Here is a 21,740-nt window from a genome sequence, read left to right on the forward strand (position 1 = left end):
CCCCGACCGCTCGAGACCGGAGGCCCACATGACCGCACAGCTCGACGCCCGCGCACCTGCCGAGCCGGACCGTGGTGCGCCCGGCCCCACCGTGCGGTGGCCGGTCTTCATCACGTCCTTCGTCGGCGTCTGCCTGATCACCCTGTGGGCGATCGTCGCGCCCACCAACGCCGAGAGCGTCATCGGCGACCTCGTGGGCAGGGTCGGGACGGGCTTCGGCTGGTTCTACGTCGCGCTGGCCACCTTCATCGTCGGCTTCGTGATCTTCCTCGGCGTCTCGCGCTACGGCAGCATCCGGCTCGGCCCCGACCACTCCCGCCCGGAGTTCTCGACCTTCGCGTGGGCGAGCATGCTGTTCGCCGCCGGCATCGGCACCGACGTGATGTTCTACTCGGTCATCGAGCCGGTCTCGCAGTACACCGCGCCGCCCGTCGGTGAGCCCGGGACCGTCGACGCGGCCCGCGAGGCGACCGTGTGGACGCTGTTCCACTACGGCGTGACGGGCTGGGCGATGTACGCGCTGATGGGCCTGGCCCTCGCCTACTTCTCCTACCGCAAGAACCTGCCGCTGGCCGTGCGGTCCGCGCTCTACCCGGTGTTCGGCAAGCGCATCGACGGCCCGCTCGGCCACGCCGTCGACACCGCGGCCGTCCTCGGCACGATCTTCGGGGTCGCCACCAGCCTCGGCATCGGCGTGGTGTTCCTCAACGTCGGGCTCAACGTCATCTTCGGCGTGCCCGTCGGCACCGGGGCGCAGGCGGCCCTGGCGGTCCTCGCCGTCACCGTCGCCGCGGTCTCGGCCACCACCGGCGTGGACAAGGGCATCCGGTTCCTGTCCCAGCTCAACGTGCTGCTCGCCCTCGCGCTCGCCGGCTGGGTGCTGATCACCGGCAGGACCTCGTTCCTGCTCAACGCCGTCGTGATGAACGTCGGCGACTTCATCAGGTCCTTCCCGGCCAAGTCGATGGAGACCTTCGCCTTCACCGACACGCAGGAGTGGATGGAGCTCTGGACGCTGTTCTTCTGGGCGTGGTGGGTGGCCTGGGCGTCCTTCGTGGGCCTCTTCCTGGCCCGCATCTCGCGCGGGCGCACGATCCGGCAGTTCGTGCTCGGCACGATGGTGATCCCGTTCAGCTACATCGTCATGTGGATCTCGATCTTCGGCAACGCCGCGATCGACAAGGTCCGCGGCGGGGACGAGGCCTTCGCCGAGGCTGCCGTCGACTTCACCGGCGTCGGGTTCTACGACCTGCTGCGCGACTACCCGCTGGCCGACGTCGTCGTGTTCCTCGCCGTCGTGGTGGGCCTGCTCTTCTACATCACCTCCGCCGACTCCGCGGCGCTGGTCATGGGCAACCTGTGCTCGGAGCTGCACGACGTGCAGCAGGACTGCGCCGCCTGGCTGCGGATCACCTGGGCCAGCGCCACCGGCCTGCTGACGGTCGCCATGCTCGCCGTCGGCGGCATCCTCGCCCTGCAGTACGCCACGATCATCATGGGCCTGCCGTTCGCGTTCGTGCTGGTGCTGGTGATGTGGGGCCTGTTCCGCTCGCTCCGCAGCGAGGGCCGCAAGGCCGAGGGCGGCGTACGCGGCATCGCGCCACTCCTCTCGGCGCGCACCGGGTCCACCGAGGACAACCGGAAGGCGTGGAAGGCCCGGCTCGCCCGGGCGATCAACTTCGTCGACGACGAGGCCGCAGCCGCGTACCTCGTCTCGACGGTCCGCCCCGCGCTGGTGGAGGTCGCGGAGGAGCTCTCGTCGATGGGGGTGCCCGCCGCGGTGACGGGTGGCGGGGCGATCGGCAGCGACGAGCTCCCGTGGGCGGAGCTCGCCACCGACCTCGAGGCTGACAGCTTCGTCTACCGCGTGGTGGTACGGCGCTCGCCCGTGCCGACCTACGGCGGCCGGATGATCGGCAACCGCGACCAGTACGCGCGCCTGGAGGTGCACCTCGCCGACGGCGGCCAGGACTACGACGTCATGGGCTACACGGCCGAGCAGGTCATCCACGACTGCCTCGACCAGTACGAGCGGCACCTGGAGTTCCTCCGCGCGCTGTGAACGGCCGGCCAGCCGGTCTGGACCGGGTCACGGGCAGGGCACGGTGTCGCCCCTGCTCTTGACCGCGGAGGTGAGTCGCAGGATCCTTCGCTTGTCCGGCTGGTTGCGTTCAGAGCATCTGGTTGCGACATACGCAACAGCCAGCAGCGAGGCGGAGGAGCAGCCATGACGGCAGCCCTGGCGGTCGACAGTCTCTGGAAGATCTTCGGCGCCCGCGCGGACAAGATCATCGGCACGCCCGACGCCGAGCTCTCGCGCGCCGACCTGAAGGCCCGGACCGACTGCGTGGTGGGGGTCAAGGACGTCTCCTTCGAGGTGGCTCCGGGAGAGGTGTTCGTGGTGATGGGCCTCTCCGGCTCGGGGAAGTCCACGCTGGTGCGGCTGCTGACCCGGCTCATCGAGCCCACCAGCGGCACGGTCACGCTCAACGGGATGGACATCACCTCGGCCTCGGCGAGCCAGCTGCGCGACGTACGCCGCACGCAGGTGTCGATGGTGTTCCAGCACTTCGGCCTGCTGCCCCACCGCCAGGTGATCGACAACGTCGCCTACGGGCTCGAGGTGCGCGGCGTCGCCAAGAAGGAGCGTCGGGCGAAGGCCGCCGAGATCGTCGAGCTGGTCGGGTTGCAGGGCTATGAGAAGTCCTATCCCGACCAGCTCTCGGGCGGCATGCAGCAACGGGTCGGCCTCGCCCGGGCGCTGGCCGGCGACCCGGAGATGCTGCTCTTCGACGAGCCGTTCTCCGCGCTCGACCCGCTGATCCGGCGTGACATGCAGAACGAGGTCATCCGGTTGCACCGCGAGCTCGGGAAGACGATGGTCTTCATCACCCACGACCTCGCCGAGGCCCTCAAGCTCGGCGACCGGATCATGATCCTGCGCGACGGCGAGATCGTGCAGATCGGAACTCCCGACGAGGTCGTGGCCCAGCCCGCCGACGACTACGTCAAGGACTTCGTGTCCGAGGTGCCGAAGGCCCACGTGCTCACGTTGAAGTGGGTGATGCGCGAGCCGCGTGCGGGGGAGCCGATGGACGGGCCTGCGCTGCCGGTGTCGACGATCGTGCGGCAGGCGGCCCGGGCCGCGATCGCGTCCGACGCCCCCATCCGGGTCATGGACGGGGACACCCTGGTCGGGGTGGTCGACGAGGAGGACATCATGCGGGTCGTCGTGGCGGAGGAAGACGTGACGTGACCGCCACCATCTCTCCCTCACCGTCGCCGACGCCCAAGCCCGTCGAGCCCGGCGCTCCGCCGCCGGCCGAGGAGCAGGCCAGCATCAGCCGCTGGATCCCGGCTGCGGTGATCCTGGCTGTCTGGGTCGTGGTCTGGTACTTCACCAACGGCACCCAGACGCTGGCGCTGCCCGGCACGTCCCGCACCGACCTGCACGACCGGCTCACCGAGTTCCAGAACGAGCTGCTGGCCGGGCGCGCGACCAACCCCGTCATGCAGTTCACCAACGCGATCGCCGATGCCCTGCGCAGCGCCGTCGAGTGGCTCCAGCGGATGGTCGTGCTGCCCAACTTCCCGCGGCCGGTGCCCGAGATCGGCTGGCTGGGCGTCGTCGCCCTCGCGACGTACGTCGCACTGGTCGTCGCGAGCTGGCGCATCGCCCTGCTGGTGGCGGCGTCGTTCCTCTCCTTCGGCGTCCTCGGCTACTGGCAGGACTCCCTCGACCTGCTCATCATCACCGGCATCTCGGTCGTGCTCGCCGTCGTCATCGGGATCCCGCTGGCCGTCCTGATCGGCACCAGCCGACGGGCCAACCAGGTCGTCACGCCCTTCCTCGACTTCATGCAGACGATGCCGACGTTCGTCTACCTGCTGCCGATCGTGCTCTTCTTCGGCATCGGCCCGAGCGCGGCCGTGGTCTCCACGCTGATCTACGCGCTGCCACCCCTGATCCGGATCGCCGGGTTCGGCATCCGCGAGGTGTCGGCGACGACCGTCGAGGCCACCGACTCGGCCGGACAGACCTACTGGCAGCGGCTGTTCAAGGTGCAGGTCCCGATGGCCCGCAAGACGATCATCGTCGGCCTCAACCAGACCACGCTGGCGGCGCTGTCGATGGCCACCCTCGCCGCCTTCGTCAACGGCCCCGGGCTCGGCAAGCCCGTGCTCGCCGGCCTGCGCATCAACGACGTCGGTACGGCATTCGTGCCCGGCGCGCTGATCGTGGTCATGGCGGTCATGCTCGACCGGACCACGACCGCGGCGAGCGAACGCGCCGAGAAGGTCGCCCGCGGTGGTGGCGGCGACCCGCGGGTGCGCCGGGGGCTGATCATCGGTGGCGGGGTGGCGACCCTGGTCGCGATCTACCTCTCGCGCACCTACGTCAGCCTGGCCGAGTTCCCTGCGTACAGCATCGGCGACACGGTCGCGCGGGCGGTGAGCGACGGCGTCGACTGGTTCACCGGCACCTTCGGCGGCGCGACCGAGTGGATCAAGGACCTCATCACCAACCAGTTCCTCAACCGCACGCAGGCCCTGCTCGCCGACTCACCCTGGTGGCTGGCGTTCGTGGCGCTCGCCGCCCTCGCCCTCGTCTTCGGCGGAGTGCGTGCCCTGGTCAGCACGATCATCTGCCTGGCCGGCATCTGGTACTTCGACCTGTGGCACGACGCGATGATCACCCTCAACATGACGCTGGTGGCCACCGTGCTGGTCATGGTCCTGGCCCTGGTCTTCGGCGTCTGGATGGCGCGCGACCGCCGCGTCGACCTGGGCATCCGCCCGCTGCTGGACGCCGGGCAGACGATCCCGCCGTTCGTCTACCTGATCCCGGTGCTCGCCCTCTTCGGTCCCTCCCGCTTCACCGCGATCACCGCCGGCATCGTCTACGCCGCCCCAGCCGCCATCAAGCTCGTCGCCGACGGGGTGAAGGCCGTCTCGCCCACCACGATCGAGGCAGGTCGATCCACCGGCCAGACAACCTGGCAGGAGATCACCAAGGTCCAGCTGCCGATGGCCAGAGGGTCGCTGGTGCTGGCCACCAACCAGGGCCTGCTCTACGTCCTCGCCATGACGGTCATCGGCGGTCTGGTCGGGGCCGGCGCGCTCGGCTACGACGTCGTCTACGGCTTCGCTCGCAGCGAGGCCTGGGGCAAGGGCCTCGCCGCGGGCATCACGATCGTGCTGCTCGGCGTGATGCTCGACCGGATCACCCGCGCGGCCGCCGACGTACGTCGTGACGACGGCCCCGGATCGCGCCGCGCCTTCAACCTCCGGCTGCCGATCGGCCCGCCGAGCAACTAGCACCACCCTCACAGAAGGAGCAGCACCATGCGCAACACCCGAAGCCGAGCGGCCCGCCTGGGCGCGCTCGCCACCGTCGCAGTCATGGCGCTCTCCGCCTGCGGCGGGGGATCCATCGACGAGCAGACCGAGGCCAACGAGGAGGCCGCGGGCGAGGCCGGGGGCGAGTGCGGCGACCTCAACATGGCCGTCAACCCCTGGGTCGGCTACGAGGCGAGCGCCTACGTCGTCGGCACCGTCGCCCAGGACCAGCTGGGCTGCACGGTCAACTACAAGGAGCTCAAGGAGGACGTTTCCTGGCAGGGCTTCGGCACCGGTGAGGTCGACGTGGTCATCGAGGACTGGGGCCACCCCGACCTGGAGAAGAAGTTCTTCGCCGAGGAGGGCGACGGCACCGCGGAGGACTTCGGCCCGCAGGGCAACGTCGGCATCATCGGCTGGTTCGTCCCGCCGTGGCTGGCCGAGGAGCACCCCGACATCCTCGAGTGGGAGAACCTCAACAAGTACGCCTCCGAGTTCGCCACCTCGGAGTCGGGAGGCAAGGGCCAGTTCCTGGGCGCCGACCCGTCGTACGTCCAGTTCGACGAGGCGATCGTGTCCAACCTCGACCTCGACTTCAAGGTCGTCTTCTCCGGCTCGGAGGCCGCCAGCATCGAGGCCTTCCGCAAGGCCGAGGAGAACAAGGAGTGGGTCATCGGCTACTGGTACGAGCCGCAGTACTTCAACGCCGAGGTCGCCATGCAGCGCGTCGCCCTCCCTCCCTACGAGGAGGGGTGCCAGGACGACCCGCAGGAGGTCGCCTGCGACTACCCCGAGACCGACCTGAAGAAGATCGTCGGCACCGAGTGGGCGGCGTCGGACTCCACTGCCGTCGACCTGGTGCGGAACTTCACTTGGACCAACGAGGACCAGAACGTCGTCGCTGCCTACATCGCCGAGGACGGCATGTCGCCCGAGGACGCGGCCGCGACGTGGATCGAGGAGAACCAGGACAAGGTCGACGCCTGGCTCGGCTGATCGTGCTGCGCTCCGCCCCCGGCCGGGAGTCCTTGACACCCGCGCCGGGGGCGGAGCACGAGGAGCCGTACGAGTCGACGCTCCCGTCGCGGGTGCGCAAGGCCGTGCTCCACGCGCAGAAGTACGACTCGGTCGAGAACCACTCGGTCGCGCTCGCCGCGCTCGGCGCCGACCCGGACGAGGTCAGCCCCATGCCCGACGGGGAGAAGAGGTCCTGACCGGGTCCTGACGGGAGCCCGAGCCCGTCCGCCGCCCCCGCGCACCCTTGACAGTGCGCGGGGGCGGCGGCGTACATTTCGAGTGTCGCGCATGACGCAACCAGTTGCACAATACGCAACACGCCACCACGCAGCATCCGAGCCGTCCCCCGCACAGGAGCCAGCCATGGCAGATGTCCCCCCGACCGCCGGCGTCGTCGTGATCGGAGCCGGCATCGTCGGCAACAGCCTCGTGCACCACCTCACCCGGCTCGGGTGGAAGGACGTGGTGCAGATCGACAAGGGGGCGCTGCCCAACCCCGGAGGGTCCACCGGTCACGCCTCCAACTTCATCTTCACCGTCGACCACTCCCGCGAGATCACCGACCTCACCCTCGACTCGGTCGCGCAGTACGAGGAGATGGGCGTCTTCACCCGGTCCGGCGGCTTCGAGATCGCCCGCACCGAGGAGCGGATGGAGGAGCTGCGGCGCCGCATGTCGAGCGCGCGGGCGTGGGGCATCGAGGCCGAGCTGGTCAGCCCGGCCTTCGTCAAGGAGCGGGTCCCCTTCATCGAGGAGGACCAGTTCATCGGGGCGTTCTGGACCCCGGGCGTCGGCGTCGTGGACTCCTTGCGCGCCGGCACGATCATGCGCGAGCGCGCGCTCGCCACGGGCGAGCTGACCGTCGTGCCGACCGTGGAGGTCGTCGGGCTCGACACCGAGGACGGCCCCCGCGGCCGTCGCATCACCCGGGTGCGTACGACGGGTGGCGACATCGACACCGACACCGTGGTCATCGCAGCGGGCGTGTGGAGCCCCAAGCTCGGCGACATGGCCGGCATCAGCATCCCGCTCACCCCGGCCGTGCACCAGATGATCAGCGTCGGGCCGTGCCCCCAGCTGGCCGAGAAGGAGGGCGAGATCTCCTTCCCGATCATCCGTGACATGGACACCTTCTGCTACGAGCGCCAGCACGGCGCCGACATGGAGGTCGGCTCCTACGCCCACCGCGCGATCCTCCACGAGCCCGAGGACATCCCCTCGATTGAGCAGGCCAGGCTGTCGCCGACCGAGATGCCCTTCACCTCCGACGACTTCGACCCCCAGCTCGAGCAGGCCTACGAGCTGATGCCCGAGCTGCTCGGCGCGGAGGGCGCGGAGATGCGCTACGCGATCAACGGCCTGCTCTCCCTGACCTGCGACGGCAACCCGATCCTGGGCGAGAGCGAGGTCGCCGGACTGTGGACCGCCGCGGCCGTGTGGATCAAGGAGGGCCCCGGCGTGGGTCGGGCGGTGGCGGAGTGGATGACCGACGGCCACTCCGAGATCGACCTGCACCACAGTGACATCGCCCGCTTCCACCAGCACCAGAAGCGGCGCGAGCACACGCGGCTGCGCACGACCGAGTCCTTCATCAAGACCTACGGGATCATCCACCCGGCCGAGCAGTACGAGTCCGACCGCGACCAGCGGCTCTCACCGATGCACGACTCGCAGGCCAAGCTGGGCGCCGTCTTCTTCGAGACCGCCGGCTGGGAGCGCCCGTTCTGGTACGAGTCCAACGCCGGACTGCTCGAGCAGTACGGCGACGCCGTGATGCCACGCGAGCACGAGTGGGACGCACGGTGGTGGAGCCCGATCATCAACGCCGAGCACCTCCGGATGCGGGAGGCCGCGGCGGTCATCGACCTCTCGGCGTTCTGCATCTTCGACATCGAGGGCCCCGCGGCGCTCGAGGTCGTCCAGACGACGTGTGTCGCACAGTGCGACGTCGCGGTCGGCAAGGTCATCTACACGCCCGTCCTCGACGCCAAGGGCGGCTTCCGCTCCGATCTGACGGTCATGCGGCTCGGTGCGGACCACTTCCGGGTCGTCACCGGCGGCGCGCACGGCATGGCCGACCGCGCCTGGTTCACCGGGCACCTGCCCGAGGCCGGCACCACCACGCTTACCGACCGCACCGACGACGTCTCGACGATCGGCATCTGGGGACCACGAGCCCGCGACATCGTCTCCTCGCTGACCTCCGACGACGTCTCCGACGAGGGCTTCGGCTTCCTGTCCTGCCGCGAGATCTCGGTGTCGTCGGGATCGGGGAAGGGCATCACTGTCCTCGCCTCGCGCATCTCCTACGTCGGCGAGCTCGGCTGGGAGCTCTACGTGCCGATGGACCGGGCCGCCGACCTGTGGGAGGTCCTGCTCGAGGCCGGCGCGCCGCACGGCGCGGTCCCGGCCGGCATCGGCGTCTACGGCACGACCGGCCGCATCGAGAAGGGGTACCGCGCGTACGGCGCCGAGCTCGACTCCGAGCGGACCGTCGTCGAGGCGGGCATGCAGCGGCCCAAGGTCAAGGCGGCCGACTTCGTCGGCAAGGAGGCCTACCTCGCCCAGCGCGAGGCGGAGCCGCAGTCGGTGCTCTGCACGCTCACCGTCGACGACCACACGTCGGCGTCCGGCACCAAGCGCTACATGCTCGGCGGAGAGCCGATCCTGACTCGCGACGGGGGCACCCTCACCGACGGCCACGGCCACCACCCCTACGTTACCAGCGCGGGCTCGGCGCCGTCGCTCGGCAAGCACGTGCTGCTGGCCTACCTCCCGCCCGAGGAGGCCGTGATCGGCAACGAGCTCGCCGTGTCCTACATGGAGGAGCTCTACCCCGTCACGGTCGGCTCCGTCGACGCCACCCCGCTCCTCGACCCCGCCAACGAGCGGATTCGCTGATGGTGAGCCCTCTCGTCTGCGTGAAGCGCGTCGTCGACTCCTCCAGCGAGGTGGTCCTCACCGAGGACGGCCAGGGCGTCGACGGCCGCTTCGCCGGCTTCACCACGAGCGCCCACGAGGAGTGCGCGGTCGAGCTGGCCGTGCGGATCGCCGCCGAGGAAGGTGGCGGCGCGACCGTCCTGACCCTCGGCGACGCCGACGCGGTGGAGCAGCTGCGCTCCGCGCTCGCGGTCGGGTGCACCGCCGCGACCCACGTGCTCGCCGACCCCCAGGCGTACGGCCCCGCCGACGTGGCGCGCGAGATCGCCGCGGTCGTCCGTGACCACGCCGCCGCCGGCACCCCGCACGACCTCGTCCTGCTCGGCAACGACGCCGCCGACAGCGGCGACTTCCAGGTCGGGATCCGGCTCGCGTACGAGCTCGGCTGGCCGGTCGTCAACGGCGTCAGCACGGTGTCGGTGGCCGACGGCGTGGTGACCGCGAGCGGCTCCGGCCCCGACGGCCACGAGACCTTCCGGCTGCCCCTGCCCGCCGTCGTCACCGTCCTCGAGGGCGGCGTCGAGCCGCGCTACCCGACCGTCCCCGGCCGGATGAAGGCCAGGAAGGTGCCGATCGAGGAGCGGGAGCCGGTCGCCGAGCCCGTCGGGACGTCCCGCGTACGCCTCGTGCTCCCGCCGCCCTCGCCGTCCACGGTGCAGGTGCTGGGGGAGGGCCCCGGCGCCGCGCCCGCGGTGGTCGACCTGTTCGAGCGGCTGGGGGTGCTGGCGCGATGATCCTGGTGCTGGTGGAGGTCTCTCCCGCCGGCGAGGCGGTCGAGACCTCGCGGGAGGCCGTCACGTTCGCCCGCGACCTCGCAGCCGCCGGCGGTGGCGTGCCGATCGACGCCGTGCTGGTCGGCACGCCCGACGACGCCCTCGTCGGGGTGCTCGCGTCCTACGGCGTGCGTCGCGTCCACGCCCTCACCGGCCCGGCGTACGACTCCTTCTCGGGAGCCGCGTGGGCGGCCGGCCTGCTCGAGGTGCGCGAGCGGTCGGGGTCCGTCGTCGTGATGGCCGCGGGCACGCCCCGGGGCAACGAGGTGCTCGCCCACGTCGCAGCCCGTACGTCCTTGCCGATGGCGGCCAACGTGGTCTCCTTCGAGGGCCTGTCGCCCTTCACGGTCACCCGCCAGGTCGTCGGCGGCGCCGCGCTCGAGGAGATGCGGCTCGCGCAGCGGCCCGCGATCTTCACCGTCGCCGGCCACGCCGTGGCGGCCGCGCCCGCCGACGCACCCGGCGCGGGCGAGCTGGTCGTGGAGACCCCCGCGGTGGCCGACGCCGACCTCGTCGCCCGCGTCGTGTCGACCGACGAGCCCGAGCCCGACCTGTCCGGTGCCCTGACGTCGGCGCGGGTGGTCGTGGGTGCCGGTCGCGGTGCCGGGTCGGCGGAGGGCTTCGACGACCTGCTGGAGCTCGCGGACCTGCTCGACGCCTCGCTCGGCGTCTCTCGGGTGGTGACCTCCCTCGGCTGGCGTCCGCACCACGAGCAGGTCGGCCAGACCGGCAGCCGGATCTCGCCCGACCTCTACATCCCGTGCGGCATCAGCGGCGCGATCCAGCACTGGGCCGGGTGCAGCAGCGCCAAGGCCATCCTCGCCATCAACACCGACCCGGACGCCCCGATGGTCACCAAGGCCACGCACGCCGTCATCGGCGACCTGCACGAGATCATCCCGGCGGTCAACGCCGAGATCCGCCGCCGCCGCGGCTGAGGGGCGTTCGGCTGCACCGACGCGACGTGCGGCCCTGCCTACGTGCGCAACGTCCGGATGCCCAGAGCGACCGCCAGCAACAGCGCGCCGACGGACACTGTCCCGAGCCAGACCCACTCTGGGATCGAGTCGGTGGGGTCCCAGGCCATCAGAGCACCGAGGACCAGGAGGGCCAGACCGCCCCGCAAAGCGCCGACAGGTGCGAACTTCGCCTCCGGAGATGCCATGACGGCGACCGTAGCCGATCAGCCGGACCGCCATCGCAACGCGGCCGGTCGGCGACTGGTCCTACGTGAGGCGTGGCGCGCGGGGCCACTGAGCTCCGTGACTGCCCGCGCATCTGCTCAGTTGTGCGGTGCCCGTGATGCGCCAGATGCGTCACAGCGACCGCACTGATCGCGGCTCCGGTCATCCAGACCTTCGAGTCGAGCCACAGTTGAGCCGGCAACGTCATGGTTGTGCGGCTGCTGGTACGACCTGAACCCATGACGTTCCGCCCCCGACGTCATGGGGGCCGGTCGCGGACGTGACCACCAGCCATGACCTCCGCGGCACGACCGCATCTCGGCAGGTCCGGATGTTGCGCGCACCCCTAGCGGTGTCTCAGCCACATCCGTGGGGTGCGGAATGTGGCTCAGGCACCGCGACTGGGCGCGTGTTCGTGTGCGACATCAACAGCGGTGTCCCAGCCACATTCCTGGGGCGCGGGATGTGGCTCACCCACCGCCACCAACGGCCCGCAGCCGCGACACAGTCCGCTCATCGGCACGTCCGCATGGTCCAGCTGAGCCGGCGGGCGGCGCTGCAGGGCAGGTCCTCCTGCCCCCGCCGCCGCGGCTGACCCCTCCCAAGGGTGGTGACGACCGTCTCAACCCGCCCGTAACCTCTCGCGACCTCCCGCGTTGTCTACCCAGTAGTAGCGCGGGACGGGAGCCCGGCTCGAGCCAGGAACCAGACGGCAGGAGGGTGCACATGGGTGTCGAGATCCAGGTCAACGACCTCACGAAGTCCTTCGGCAAGCAGCTCATCTGGGGCGACGTGACGCTCACCGTCCCCGCGGGCGAGATCTGCGTGATGCTCGGTCCGTCCGGCACCGGCAAGTCGGTCTTCCTCAAGACCCTCATCGGCCTGCTCAAGCCCGACAAGGGCTCGATCATCATCGAGGGCACCGACATCGCCAGCTGCTCCGAGCGCGACCTCTACGAGATCCGCAAGCTGTTCGGCGTGCTCTTCCAGGACGGCGCGATGTTCGGCTCGATGAACCTCTACGACAACGTCGCCTTCCCGCTGCGCGAGCACACCAGGAAGTCCGAGTCCGAGGTCCGCGAGATCGTCATGGAGAAGATGGACCTCGTCGGGCTCCTCGGCGCCGAGGACAAGCTCCCGGGCGAGATCTCCGGCGGCATGCGCAAGCGCGCCGGCCTCGCCCGCGCGCTCGTGCTCGACCCCGAGATCGTGCTCTTCGACGAGCCCGACTCCGGCCTCGACCCGGTCCGCACCGCCTTCCTCAACCAGCTGATCGTCGACCTCAACGCCCAGATCGACGCCACCTTCCTGATCGTCACCCACGACATCAACACCGCGCGTACGGTGCCCGACAACATCGGGCTGCTCTACCACCGCCACCTCGCGATGTTCGGTCCGCGCGAGCAGCTGCTCAGCTCCGAGGAGCCGGTCGTGCGCCAGTTCCTCAACGCCCAGCGCGTCGGACCCATCGGCATGTCGGAGGAGAAGGACGCCGACGAGCTCGCCGCGGAGGCCGGCCAGGAGCTGCCGCCGCTGCCGCCGATCCCGCTGCAGCTCGACCCGTCCAACGGCATCCCGCGGCGCAGCCAGCGACCCGCGGGGGAGTGGTGCCGCGAGAACGGCATCACCCCGCCGCCCGGGTCCTTCGAGTCCAGCAACGCCGGCCTGGCCCCGGGGGTCTGACGAGCCATGTCGACCTCGCTGTCCTTGCGCGCGCTCGCCCCCATCGGGGTCGCGGGCAACCTGTTCGCGTTCGCCCTCGACGTCTTCCGCGGGCTGTTCAGGCGGCCCTTCCAGCTGCGCGAGTTCATCCAGCAGTCGTGGTTCATCGCGTCGGTGACGATCATCCCGACGGCCCTGGTGGCCATCCCGTTCGGGGCCGTGATCGCCCTCCAGGTGGGCGGGCTGATCAAGCAGTTCGGTGCCCAGTCCTTCACCGGCTCCGCGTCGGTGCTGGCGGTGATCCAGCAGGCCGCGCCGATCGGGACGGCGCTGCTGATCGCGGGGGCCGGCGGGTCGGCGATCGCGGCCGACCTGGGCGCGCGCAAGATCCGCGAGGAGCTCGACGCGATGATGGTGCTCGGGATCGACCCGATCCAGCGCCTGGTGGTGCCACGCGTGCTCGCCTGCATGCTCGTGGCGTTCTTCCTCAACGGCATGGTCAGCGTGGTCGGCGTGACCGGCGGCTACGTCTTCAACGTGATCCTCCAGGACGGCACCCCCGGCGCCTACCTCGCGAGCTTCACCGCGCTGGCCCAGCTGCCCGACCTCTGGATCGGCCTCATCAAGGCGCTGGTCTTCGGCCTCATCGCCGCGATCGTCGCCTCCTACAAGGGCATGAACGCCAAGGGCGGACCCAAGGGCGTCGGCGACGCCGTCAACGAGTCGGTGGTCATCACGTTCCTGCTGCTCTTCGTGGCCAACTTCGTCCTGAGCATGATCTACCTGCAGGTCGTGCCCCCGAAGGGCGGATGACGATGGCTCTCAAGGACGTCTACGCCAAGCCGCTCTCCTCCCTCGACGACCTGGGAGGCCAGCTGGCCTTCCACCTCAAGGTGCTGCGGTCGGTGCCGCGCTCGGTGACGCGCTACCCCCGCGAGATCATGCGGATCCTCGCCGAGGTGACCCTCGGCTCGGGTGCCCTCGCGGTCATCGGCGGCACCGTCGGCGTGATCATCGGCATGACCTTCTTCACCGGCGCGCAGGTCGGCCTGTCGGGCTACGCCGCGCTCAACCAGCTCGGCACCGCGGCCTTCTCCGGGTTCGTCTCGGCCTACTTCAACACCCGTGAGATCGCCCCGCTGGTCGCCGGCATCGCGCTCGCCGCCACGGTCGGGTGCGGCTTCACCGCCCAGCTCGGTGCGATGCGCATCTCCGAGGAGGTCGACGCCCTCGAGGTGATGGCCATCCCGTCGATGCCGTTCCTCGTCGCCACCCGCGTCGTGGGCGGCCTGATCGCGATCATCCCGCTCTACGTCGTCGGGCTGCTCTCGTCCTACTTCGCCAGCCGGCTGGTGGTGACCCAGATCTACGGGCAGTCCTCCGGCACCTACGACCACTACTTCAACGCGTTCCTGCCGCCGGGCGACGTGCTGTGGTCCTTCGGCAAGGTCCTCGTCTTCGCCGTCACCGTCATCCTCATCCACTGCTACCACGGCTACACCGCCTCCGGCGGTCCCGCCGGGGTCGGCGTCGCCGTCGGGCGCGCCGTACGCACCAGCATCGTCGCGATCAACGTGCTCGACCTGCTGATGTCGATGGCCATCTGGGGCGCGTCCACGACCGTGCGGTTGGCGGGGTGAGGGCGCGATGAGGACCAAGGCACTGGGAGTGGTGTTCCTCGTCCTGATGCTCGCCGCGGTCTGGGCGACCTACGGCGTGTTCACCAAGAAGTTCAGCGACTACGACGAGGTGACCCTGCAGGCGTCCCGCATCGGCCTGCAGCTGCCGCAGCGCGCCGACGTCAAGATCAAGGGCGTCATCGTCGGCGAGGTGCTCGACTACGAGCCCACCGCCGAGGGGGCCGAGATCACCCTCGGGCTCTACCAGGACCGCACCACCGACATCCCGAGCGACGTCACGGCCTCGATCCTGCCCAAGACCCTGTTCGGCGAGAAGTTCGTCTCCCTCGACGTGCCCGACGGCGGCTCGTCCGCCGAGCCCATCGCCGACGGCGACGTCATCGAGCGCACCGACCTCTCGATCGAGGTCGAGCAGGTGCTCAGCGACCTCTACCCGCTGCTGCGAGCGGTCCAGCCGGCCGACCTCAACATGACGCTCAACGCCGTCGCCACGGCGCTCGAGGGTCGCGGCGAGCAGCTCGGCGAGACCCTCGAGACCCTCGACCGCTACCTCACCCGCTTCAACCCCGAGCTCCCCGCGCTCGTCGAGGACCTGCGCCTGACCGCCGAGGTGTCCGACACGTACGCCGACGTGCTGCCCGAGGTCGCCACGATCCTGCGCAACACGATCACCACCACCTCCACGCTGGAGGACCGCGAGGAGAAGCTGAAGGCGCTCTTCAACGACGTGTCGAAGTTCGCCGCCGTCGCCGACCGGTTCACCCGCGCCAACGGTGACAACCTGGTGCGGCTGGCCGACCTCGGTGCCGAGCAGCTCGAGGTGTTCGCCCGCTACGCGCCCGGCTACCCGTGCCTGCTCGGCGGCATCGTCGGCGCCGGCAAGCTCCAGGCCGAGGCCTTCCGCGGCTTCACCCTGCACATCGTGCTCGAGACGCTGCCCAACCAGCCGCGCGGCTACACCGCCGCCGACGCGCCGGTCTACGGCGACAAGCGGGGCCCCTACTGCGGCCGGCTGCCCAACCCGCCGTGGTCGCAGAGCAACCCCGTGACTCACCAGCCCAACTTCGTCGACGGCGTCGACGAGCCGACCGGCAAGGGCACCAGCCGAGTCGGCCCCGGTTGGTCCGGCACCTCCGCCGGCTATGCCGGCGGCCGCGACGAGACCGCGCTCCTCAAGGCCCTGCTCGCGCCCGGGCTCGGCCTCAGCGCCGACGACGTGCCCGACCTCGGCGTCCTCCTCGTCGGCCCGATGGCACGCGGGGCGGAGGTGTCGCTGCGATGAGCCAGCTCCTCGACAAGAAGACGTCCATCGACCTGTTCAAGCTCCTGGTCTTCGTGGTCGTGACCTCGCTCGCCACGACGGTCCTCGTCGTCACCATCGGCAACCTCGGCTTCGGCTCCTCGCGCCAGTACCGCGCCGAGTTCACCGACGCCACGGGGGTCAACAAGGGCGACGACATCCGCGTCGCCGGCGTACGGGTCGGCACGGTCGACGACGTCGAGATCGTCGACCGCACCCGCGCGCTGATCACCTTCTCCGTCGACGACGAGACCTCGGTCAACGGCGGCACCAACGCGGCCATCCGCTACCGCAACCTCGTCGGGCAGCGCTACATCTCCCTGACCCAGGAGGTGGGCGACACCCAGCGGCTGCCGGACGGCTCGACGATCCCGGTCTCGCGCACCAAGGCGGCGCTCGACCTGACCGTGCTGTTCAACGGCTTCAAGCCGCTGTTCCAGGCCCTCTCGCCCGAGGACGTCAACCAGCTGTCGTTCGAGCTGATCCAGGTCTTCCAGGGCGAGGGCGGGACGCTGGAGGGGCTGCTCGCGCACACCGCGTCGGTCACCTCCACGCTGGCCGACCGCGACGAGGTCATCGGCGACCTGATCGACAACCTCTCGCTCGTCCTCGACCACGTGGCCGACCGCGACCAGCAGCTGACCCGACTGATCCGGTCGTTCCGCACGCTCGTCGGGGGGCTCAAGAAGGACCGCAACGCGATCCTCGGCTCCCTCGAGGAGGTCTCCGCCCTGTCGGTCGAGACGGCCTCGCTCATCGACGGCATCCGCGAGCCCTTCGTCAAGGACATCAAGGAGCTGCGGGCGGTCGCGGGCAACATCGACAAGAACAAGGCCGAGCTCGACCGCGCCATCCAGGTCCTGCCGATCAAGCTCAACAAGATCGGCCGCACCGCGATCTACGGCTCGTTCTTCAACTTCTACCTCTGCGAGTTCCAGGGCCGGGTCAACCTGCCCGGCAACGTGCAGGTCCCGGTGAAGTACAACACCGGCTCCGACAGGTGTGATCTGGGATGAAACCTTTCCGTGAACGCAACCCGGTCGTCGTCGGCGCCGTCAGCATCGTCGTGCTGGCGATGGTGCTGGTCGCCGCGCTGCGCGCCGACGACCTCCCGGTCATCGGCGGCGGCGACACCTACCACGCGATGTTCACCGAGGCCGGCGGGCTCAAGGTCAACGACGAGGTCCGCATCGCAGGCGTACGTGTCGGCAAGGTCGACGAGATCGAGCTGGCCGGCAACGAGGTCAAGGTGAGCTTCAAGGTCGACGACGCCGCCGAGTTCGGCGCCGACACGCGCGCCGCGATCAAGGTCAAGACGATCCTCGGGTCGATGTTCCTCGCGCTCGAGCCGGCCGGTGGCGGCCAGCTCGACGAGGGGGCCACCATCCCGGCCGCGCGCACGACCTCGCCGTTCGACGTGGTCGAGGCGTTCGAGGGGCTGGCGTCGACCTCCGAGCAGATCGACACCGACCAGCTCGCCGAGTCGCTGACCACGCTGGCCGACCTCACCCGCAACACCCCCGAGGAGTTCCGCGGGGCGCTCGACGGACTGAGCCGGCTCTCGGCCAACATCGCCGCCAAGGACGAGCAGCTCAACACGCTGCTGGTCAACCTCGAGCGCGTCTCCACGGTCCTCGACGAGCGCGACCAGGACATCATCAGGCTGATGGAGGACAGCGACGTGCTGTTCCGCGCCCTCGTGGCCCGTCGGGAGGCCGTGCACGACCTGCTGGTCTCCAGCACCACCCTGTCCAAGGAGCTCACCAGGCTCATCGACCAGTCGCGTGAGGACCTCAAGCCGGCGCTGGCGCACCTCGAGAACGTCATCGCGGTGCTCAACAAGAACGAGGACAACCTCGACAGCAGCCTTCGGCTGATGGCGCCGTTCTACCGCGTCTTCGCCAACACGCTCGGCACCGGTCCGTGGTTCGACACCTGGATCTCCAACTTCCCGCCCGTCCCGCAGGTGGGCTGACCCATGGACCTCGTGAAGCGCATCCTCGTCCCCCTCATCGTGCTCGGCTTCGTCGTCGCGGCGGCCGTCAGCGTCCTCGGCGGCGACACCTCACGCACCGTCGTCGCGCACTTCCCTCGGGCGATCTCGGTCTACGAGGGCAGCGACGTCCGCGTCCTCGGCGTCCCCGTCGGCACCGTCACCCGCGTCGAGCCCACCGGCACGGACGTGACCGTCACGATGACGTACGACGACGAGGTCAAGCTGCCGGCCGACGCCAAGGCCGTCATCATCGCGCCGTCGGTGGTCGGCGACCGCTACGTCCAGCTCACCCCGGCCTACTCCGGCACCGGGGAGATCCTCGCCGACGGCGCCGAGCTGAGCGTCGAGGACACCTCCCAGCCGCTGGAGCTCGACCAGATCTACGACAGCCTCGACCGCCTCAACGTGGCGCTCGGCCCGCGCGGCGCCAACCGGACCGGCGCCCTGTCCGACCTGCTGTCGGTGACCGCCGACAACTTCGGCGGCCAGGGCACGACCTTCCGCCAGACCCTGCGGGACTACTCCCGCTTCAGCGACACGCTCGCGGGCAACTCGGACGAGCTCTTCGGCTCGGTCGAGGCGCTCGGCAACTTCATGGAGACCCTCGCCGACAACGACCAGACCGTCCGCCAGTTCAACCAGTCCCTCGCCGACGTCGCCACGATGCTCGCCGGCGAGCGCGAGGAGCTGGTCGCGGCGACCAGGAACCTGTCCGTGGCGCTGACCGCGGTCAAGGAGTTCGTCGAGGAGAACAAGGGCTCGCTCAGCCGCAACATCACCGGCCTCAACCGGGTGGCCAAGGTGCTCGTACGCCAGCGCGGGGCGCTCGACGAGATCCTGCGCGTCGCCCCGGGAGCGCTCAACAACCTCGCGCTGACCTACAACCCGCAGGCCGGCACGCTCGACACCCGGGCAAACTTCGGCGAGTCGATCAACCAGCTCGAGCTCGACCCGGCCGCGTTCCTGTGCGGCTTCGTCGGCCAGGTGGAGCGGTCGGGCCAGGTCTGCGACCGGATCACCCAGCTGCTGGCCCGGCCGCGCGCGGGTGCCCTCGGCGAGAGCGCCGCGCTGCCGGCGCAGGACGTGTTCGACCCGACGCTCGGCGGACTCGTCGCACCCGACGCCGCCGCCACCGACAGGGAGGAGCGGTGATGCGCCCCCAGGCCGGCCTCAGGGCACTCGTGCTCGGCATGCTCGGCTCGCTGGTCCTTGCGGGCTGCGACGCCAGCGTCTACTCCCTGCCCCTGCCGGGCGGACCCGACGTCGGTGAGGACCCGATGACGGTCAAGGTCGAGTTCGCCGACGTCCTCGACCTGGTGCCCCAGTCGACGGTGAAGGTCAACGACGTCAGCGTCGGCAAGGTGACCGACATCGACCTCGAGGGCTACCAGGCCCTCGTCACCCTGGAGGTCCGCCGCGACGTCGAGCTGCCCGGCAACGCCGTCGCCGAGCTGCGACAGACCAGCCTGCTCGGCGAGAAGTTCGTCGAGCTCAGCGCGCCCGAGGAGGGCGCGATCGACGACCCGCTCGAGGACGGCGAGACGATCCCGATCGAGCGTGCCGGCCGCAACCCCGAGGTCGAGGAGGTGCTCGGCGCTCTGAGCCTGCTGCTCAACGGCGGCGGCGTCGCGCAGCTCAAGACCATCACCCAGGAGCTCAACAAGGCCCTCGAGGGTCGCGAGGAGTCGGCGAAGTCGGTGCTGCGCAACCTGCGCACCTTCACCGGGCAGCTCGACGAGAACAAGGCCGACATCGTCGCCGCGATCGAGTCGCTCAACCGCCTCGCGCTGGCGGCGGAGAAGCAGCTCCCGACCATCGACGCAGCCCTCGAGGAGCTGCCCAGCGCGCTCGACTCCATCGACCGCCAGCGCGACGACCTGGTGGAGATGCTCGCCGCGCTCAACGACCTCTCCGACGTCGCCGTCGACGTCATCACCCGCTCCAAGGGGGCGACGATCACCTCCCTCGAGCGGCTCGACCCGGTGCTCACCCAGCTGGCGGCCTCCGGCGACGACTTCACCAACGCCTTCCACGTCTTCCTCACCTACCCGTTCGTCGACGAGGTCGTGGGCCGCGACCCGCAGGTGGCCCGCAACCTGCACATGGGCGACTACACCAACCTCTCGATCACCCTCGACGTCGACGTCCAGGGCGGCCTGACCAGCACGCCGACGCTGCCGACCAACCTGCCGACGGTGATCGACCCCACCGTCGTGGTCAACGACGTGCTGGCCTGCCTGCAGAGCGGATCACTCACCAGCGAGGCCTGCGCCAAGGTGCTCGCCAACCTCGAGAAGCTCACCCGGCTGCGCGAGGAGTGCGCCAAGTCGGAGAACAAGGACAAGGACGTCTGTCGCGAGCTCAACTCGATCCCGGGCCTGCCGCCCGAGCCGTCCCTGCCGATCCCGTCCACGCTCCTGCCGACGCTCGTCCCGACCGGCCTGCCCCGGGCGGGCACCGGCGAGGAGCCGCGCCCCGGCAACCCGACGATGGGTGACCTCATGGAGGCCTACGACCCCGACCTGGTGAGCCTGCTGATCCCGGGGATGGTGCAGCGATGATCACCCGTCGGACCAAGCTCCAGCTGCTCGTCTTCGCCATCATCACGCTGGTGGGCGTCAGCTTCGTGGGCGCCCGCTACGCGCGGCTGGACCGCCTCCTGATGGACCAGAGCTACACCGTGACGGCCCACTTCGCCGACTCCGGCGGGGCGTTCGCCGGTGCGCTGGTCTCCTACCGCGGCGTACGCGTGGGCGAGGTCCGCGAGCTGGTGCTCACCGACGACGGCGTGGACCTGGTCCTCGACATCGAGGACGAGCACGACGACATCCCGGCCGACGCCCACGCGCTCGTCGGCAACCGGTCCGCCGTCGGCGAGCAGTACGTCGAGCTCCAGCCGCAGAGCGACCGCGGCCCCTACCTCGAGGACGGGTCCGAGATCGCGCGGGAGCTGACGACCACGCCGATCGCGACGGACACCCTGCTCACGAACCTCGACGAGACGGTCCGCAGCGTCGACGAGGACGACCTCCGGACCGTCACCTCCGAGTTCGGAATGGCCTTCAACGGGGCAGGGGAGGACCTCCAGACGATCCTCGACAGCAGCGACGAGTTCATCACCGCCGCCGAGCAGAACTTCGACGTCACCGTGGACCTGATCCGCGACAGCAACACCGTGCTCAACGGCCAGATCGACTCCGAGCGCGCGTTCCGTCGCTTCGCCCGCGACCTGTCGCTCTTCACCACCACGGTGGCCGACAACGACAAGGACCTGCGGCGCCTGATCGAGGACGGCTCGCTCGGGGCCAACGAGCTGCGCGTCTTCCTCGAGGACAACGAGGTCGAGCTCGGCGACCTGATCAACAACCTGGTCACCACCGGCGAGGTGGTCGTCAAGCACCTCGACGGCATCGAGCAGCTGCTCGTGCTCTACCCCTACGTCGTCGAGGGCGGCTACACGGTCGTGTCGAAGTCGCCGGGCACCGGCCTCTACGACGCCCACTTCGGCATGGTGATGACGTCCGAGCCGCACGTGTGCCTCGGCGGCTACGAGGGCACCGACCGGCGCTCGCCGCTCGACGGCAGCAACGCACCGATGAACGAGGACGCCCGCTGCACCGAGCCCGCCTCGAAGTCCAACGCCCGCGGCTCGCAGAACGTCCAGGCCCCGCGAGCGGCGACCGGCTGGGGCACGGCCGACTTCGCGTACGACCCGGAGTCCGGCGCCGTGACCTCCGACCCGGCCGAGATCCAGCGGCTCCTGGGGGAGCGGGCCACCGCGCCGGGCACCCTGGGCCGCGACTCGTGGAAGTGGCTCTACCTGGAGCCGCTGCTGGCCGGAGGCGTGACCCCGGGCGGAGAGCCTCGTTAGACAACCAGTGAGACAGA

Annotated in this window: 18 protein-coding genes; 17 read left to right on the top strand and 1 reads right to left on the bottom strand. The window is 70.1% G+C overall.

What is annotated here, in order from left to right; translation table 11 throughout:
• Positions 1-28: 28 nt before the first annotated feature.
• The 8 genes from betT to AC57BS_RS13955 all read left to right on the top strand — a co-directional run bounded on the left by betT (position 29) and on the right by AC57BS_RS13955 (position 11,008).
• The gene (gene betT / locus AC57BS_RS13920) at positions 29-2,062 is read left to right on the top strand and encodes a choline BCCT transporter BetT (protein WP_496412043.1); all 2,034 of its coding nucleotides are present in this window, start codon (positions 29-31) and stop codon (positions 2,060-2,062) included.
• Between the two features lie 165 nt (positions 2,063-2,227).
• Positions 2,228-3,256, top strand: a complete 1,029-nt coding sequence (locus AC57BS_RS13925) for a quaternary amine ABC transporter ATP-binding protein (protein WP_496412044.1) — start codon at positions 2,228-2,230, stop codon at positions 3,254-3,256.
• The gene (locus AC57BS_RS13930; RefSeq protein ID WP_496412045.1) at positions 3,253-5,319 is read left to right on the top strand and encodes an ABC transporter permease; all 2,067 of its coding nucleotides are present in this window, start codon (positions 3,253-3,255) and stop codon (positions 5,317-5,319) included. Before AC57BS_RS13925 ends, AC57BS_RS13930 begins: the two co-directional genes overlap by 4 nt.
• A 27-nt stretch (positions 5,320-5,346) precedes the next feature.
• Positions 5,347-6,336: an ABC transporter substrate-binding protein gene (locus tag AC57BS_RS13935; protein ID WP_496412046.1), complete on the top strand. Its 990-nt coding sequence runs from the start codon at positions 5,347-5,349 to the stop codon at positions 6,334-6,336.
• Between the two features lie 2 nt (positions 6,337-6,338).
• Complete coding sequence (locus AC57BS_RS13940; RefSeq protein WP_496412047.1) at positions 6,339-6,554, top strand: hypothetical protein; 216 nt, start codon at positions 6,339-6,341, stop codon at positions 6,552-6,554.
• A gap of 166 nt (positions 6,555-6,720) precedes the next feature.
• A complete protein-coding gene (locus AC57BS_RS13945; protein ID WP_496412048.1) occupies positions 6,721-9,258 on the top strand; it encodes a GcvT family protein in 2,538 nt (845 codons plus the stop codon).
• Positions 9,258-10,031 carry an electron transfer flavoprotein subunit beta/FixA family protein gene (locus AC57BS_RS13950; protein WP_496412049.1) on the top strand — a complete coding sequence of 258 codons (774 nt, stop codon included), beginning with the start codon at positions 9,258-9,260 and terminating at the stop codon, positions 10,029-10,031. The genes AC57BS_RS13945 and AC57BS_RS13950 overlap by 1 nt, the downstream gene beginning before the upstream one ends.
• Complete coding sequence (locus AC57BS_RS13955) at positions 10,028-11,008, top strand: electron transfer flavoprotein subunit alpha/FixB family protein (RefSeq protein WP_496412050.1); 981 nt, start codon at positions 10,028-10,030, stop codon at positions 11,006-11,008. The genes AC57BS_RS13950 and AC57BS_RS13955 overlap by 4 nt, the downstream gene beginning before the upstream one ends.
• Before the next feature lie 38 nt (positions 11,009-11,046).
• On the opposite strand, the gene AC57BS_RS13960 is transcribed toward AC57BS_RS13955, so the two are convergent.
• Positions 11,047-11,235, bottom strand: a complete 189-nt coding sequence (locus tag AC57BS_RS13960) for a hypothetical protein (protein ID WP_496412051.1) — start codon at positions 11,233-11,235, stop codon at positions 11,047-11,049.
• A gap of 745 nt (positions 11,236-11,980) precedes the next feature.
• Here AC57BS_RS13960 and AC57BS_RS13965 point away from each other — a divergent pair.
• The 9 genes from AC57BS_RS13965 to AC57BS_RS14005 are packed head-to-tail and all read left to right on the top strand — an operon-like array spanning position 11,981 to position 21,723.
• On the top strand, positions 11,981-12,937 hold the full coding sequence (locus AC57BS_RS13965) for an ABC transporter ATP-binding protein (RefSeq protein WP_496412052.1): 957 nt from the start codon (positions 11,981-11,983) through the stop codon (positions 12,935-12,937).
• Between the two features lie 6 nt (positions 12,938-12,943).
• Entirely contained in the window at positions 12,944-13,729 is a 786-nt protein-coding gene (locus AC57BS_RS13970; protein ID WP_496412053.1) for an MlaE family ABC transporter permease, read from the top strand.
• 2 nt (positions 13,730-13,731) lie between these two features.
• Entirely contained in the window at positions 13,732-14,556 is an 825-nt protein-coding gene (locus AC57BS_RS13975) for an MlaE family ABC transporter permease (RefSeq protein WP_496412054.1), read from the top strand.
• A 7-nt stretch (positions 14,557-14,563) separates the two neighbouring features.
• Positions 14,564-15,838 carry an MCE family protein gene (locus AC57BS_RS13980; RefSeq protein WP_496412055.1) on the top strand — a complete coding sequence of 425 codons (1,275 nt, stop codon included), beginning with the start codon at positions 14,564-14,566 and terminating at the stop codon, positions 15,836-15,838.
• Entirely contained in the window at positions 15,835-16,872 is a 1,038-nt protein-coding gene (locus AC57BS_RS13985) for an MCE family protein (RefSeq protein WP_496412056.1), read from the top strand. Before AC57BS_RS13980 ends, AC57BS_RS13985 begins: the two co-directional genes overlap by 4 nt.
• Positions 16,869-17,831 (top strand): MCE family protein, encoded by a 963-nt coding sequence (locus AC57BS_RS13990; RefSeq protein WP_496412057.1) that lies wholly within the window; start codon positions 16,869-16,871, stop codon positions 17,829-17,831. Before AC57BS_RS13985 ends, AC57BS_RS13990 begins: the two co-directional genes overlap by 4 nt.
• A 3-nt stretch (positions 17,832-17,834) precedes the next feature.
• The gene (locus AC57BS_RS13995) at positions 17,835-19,004 is read left to right on the top strand and encodes an MCE family protein (protein WP_496412058.1); all 1,170 of its coding nucleotides are present in this window, start codon (positions 17,835-17,837) and stop codon (positions 19,002-19,004) included.
• Positions 19,004-20,413 carry an MCE family protein gene (locus AC57BS_RS14000; protein WP_496412059.1) on the top strand — a complete coding sequence of 470 codons (1,410 nt, stop codon included), beginning with the start codon at positions 19,004-19,006 and terminating at the stop codon, positions 20,411-20,413. Before AC57BS_RS13995 ends, AC57BS_RS14000 begins: the two co-directional genes overlap by 1 nt.
• Positions 20,410-21,723: an MCE family protein gene (locus AC57BS_RS14005; RefSeq protein WP_496412060.1), complete on the top strand. Its 1,314-nt coding sequence runs from the start codon at positions 20,410-20,412 to the stop codon at positions 21,721-21,723. The genes AC57BS_RS14000 and AC57BS_RS14005 overlap by 4 nt, the downstream gene beginning before the upstream one ends.
• The last annotated feature ends 17 nt before the right edge of the window (positions 21,724-21,740 follow it).

It is taken from the genome of Nocardioides sp. BGA-UO-ETr-FS32 (assembly GCF_059567905.1).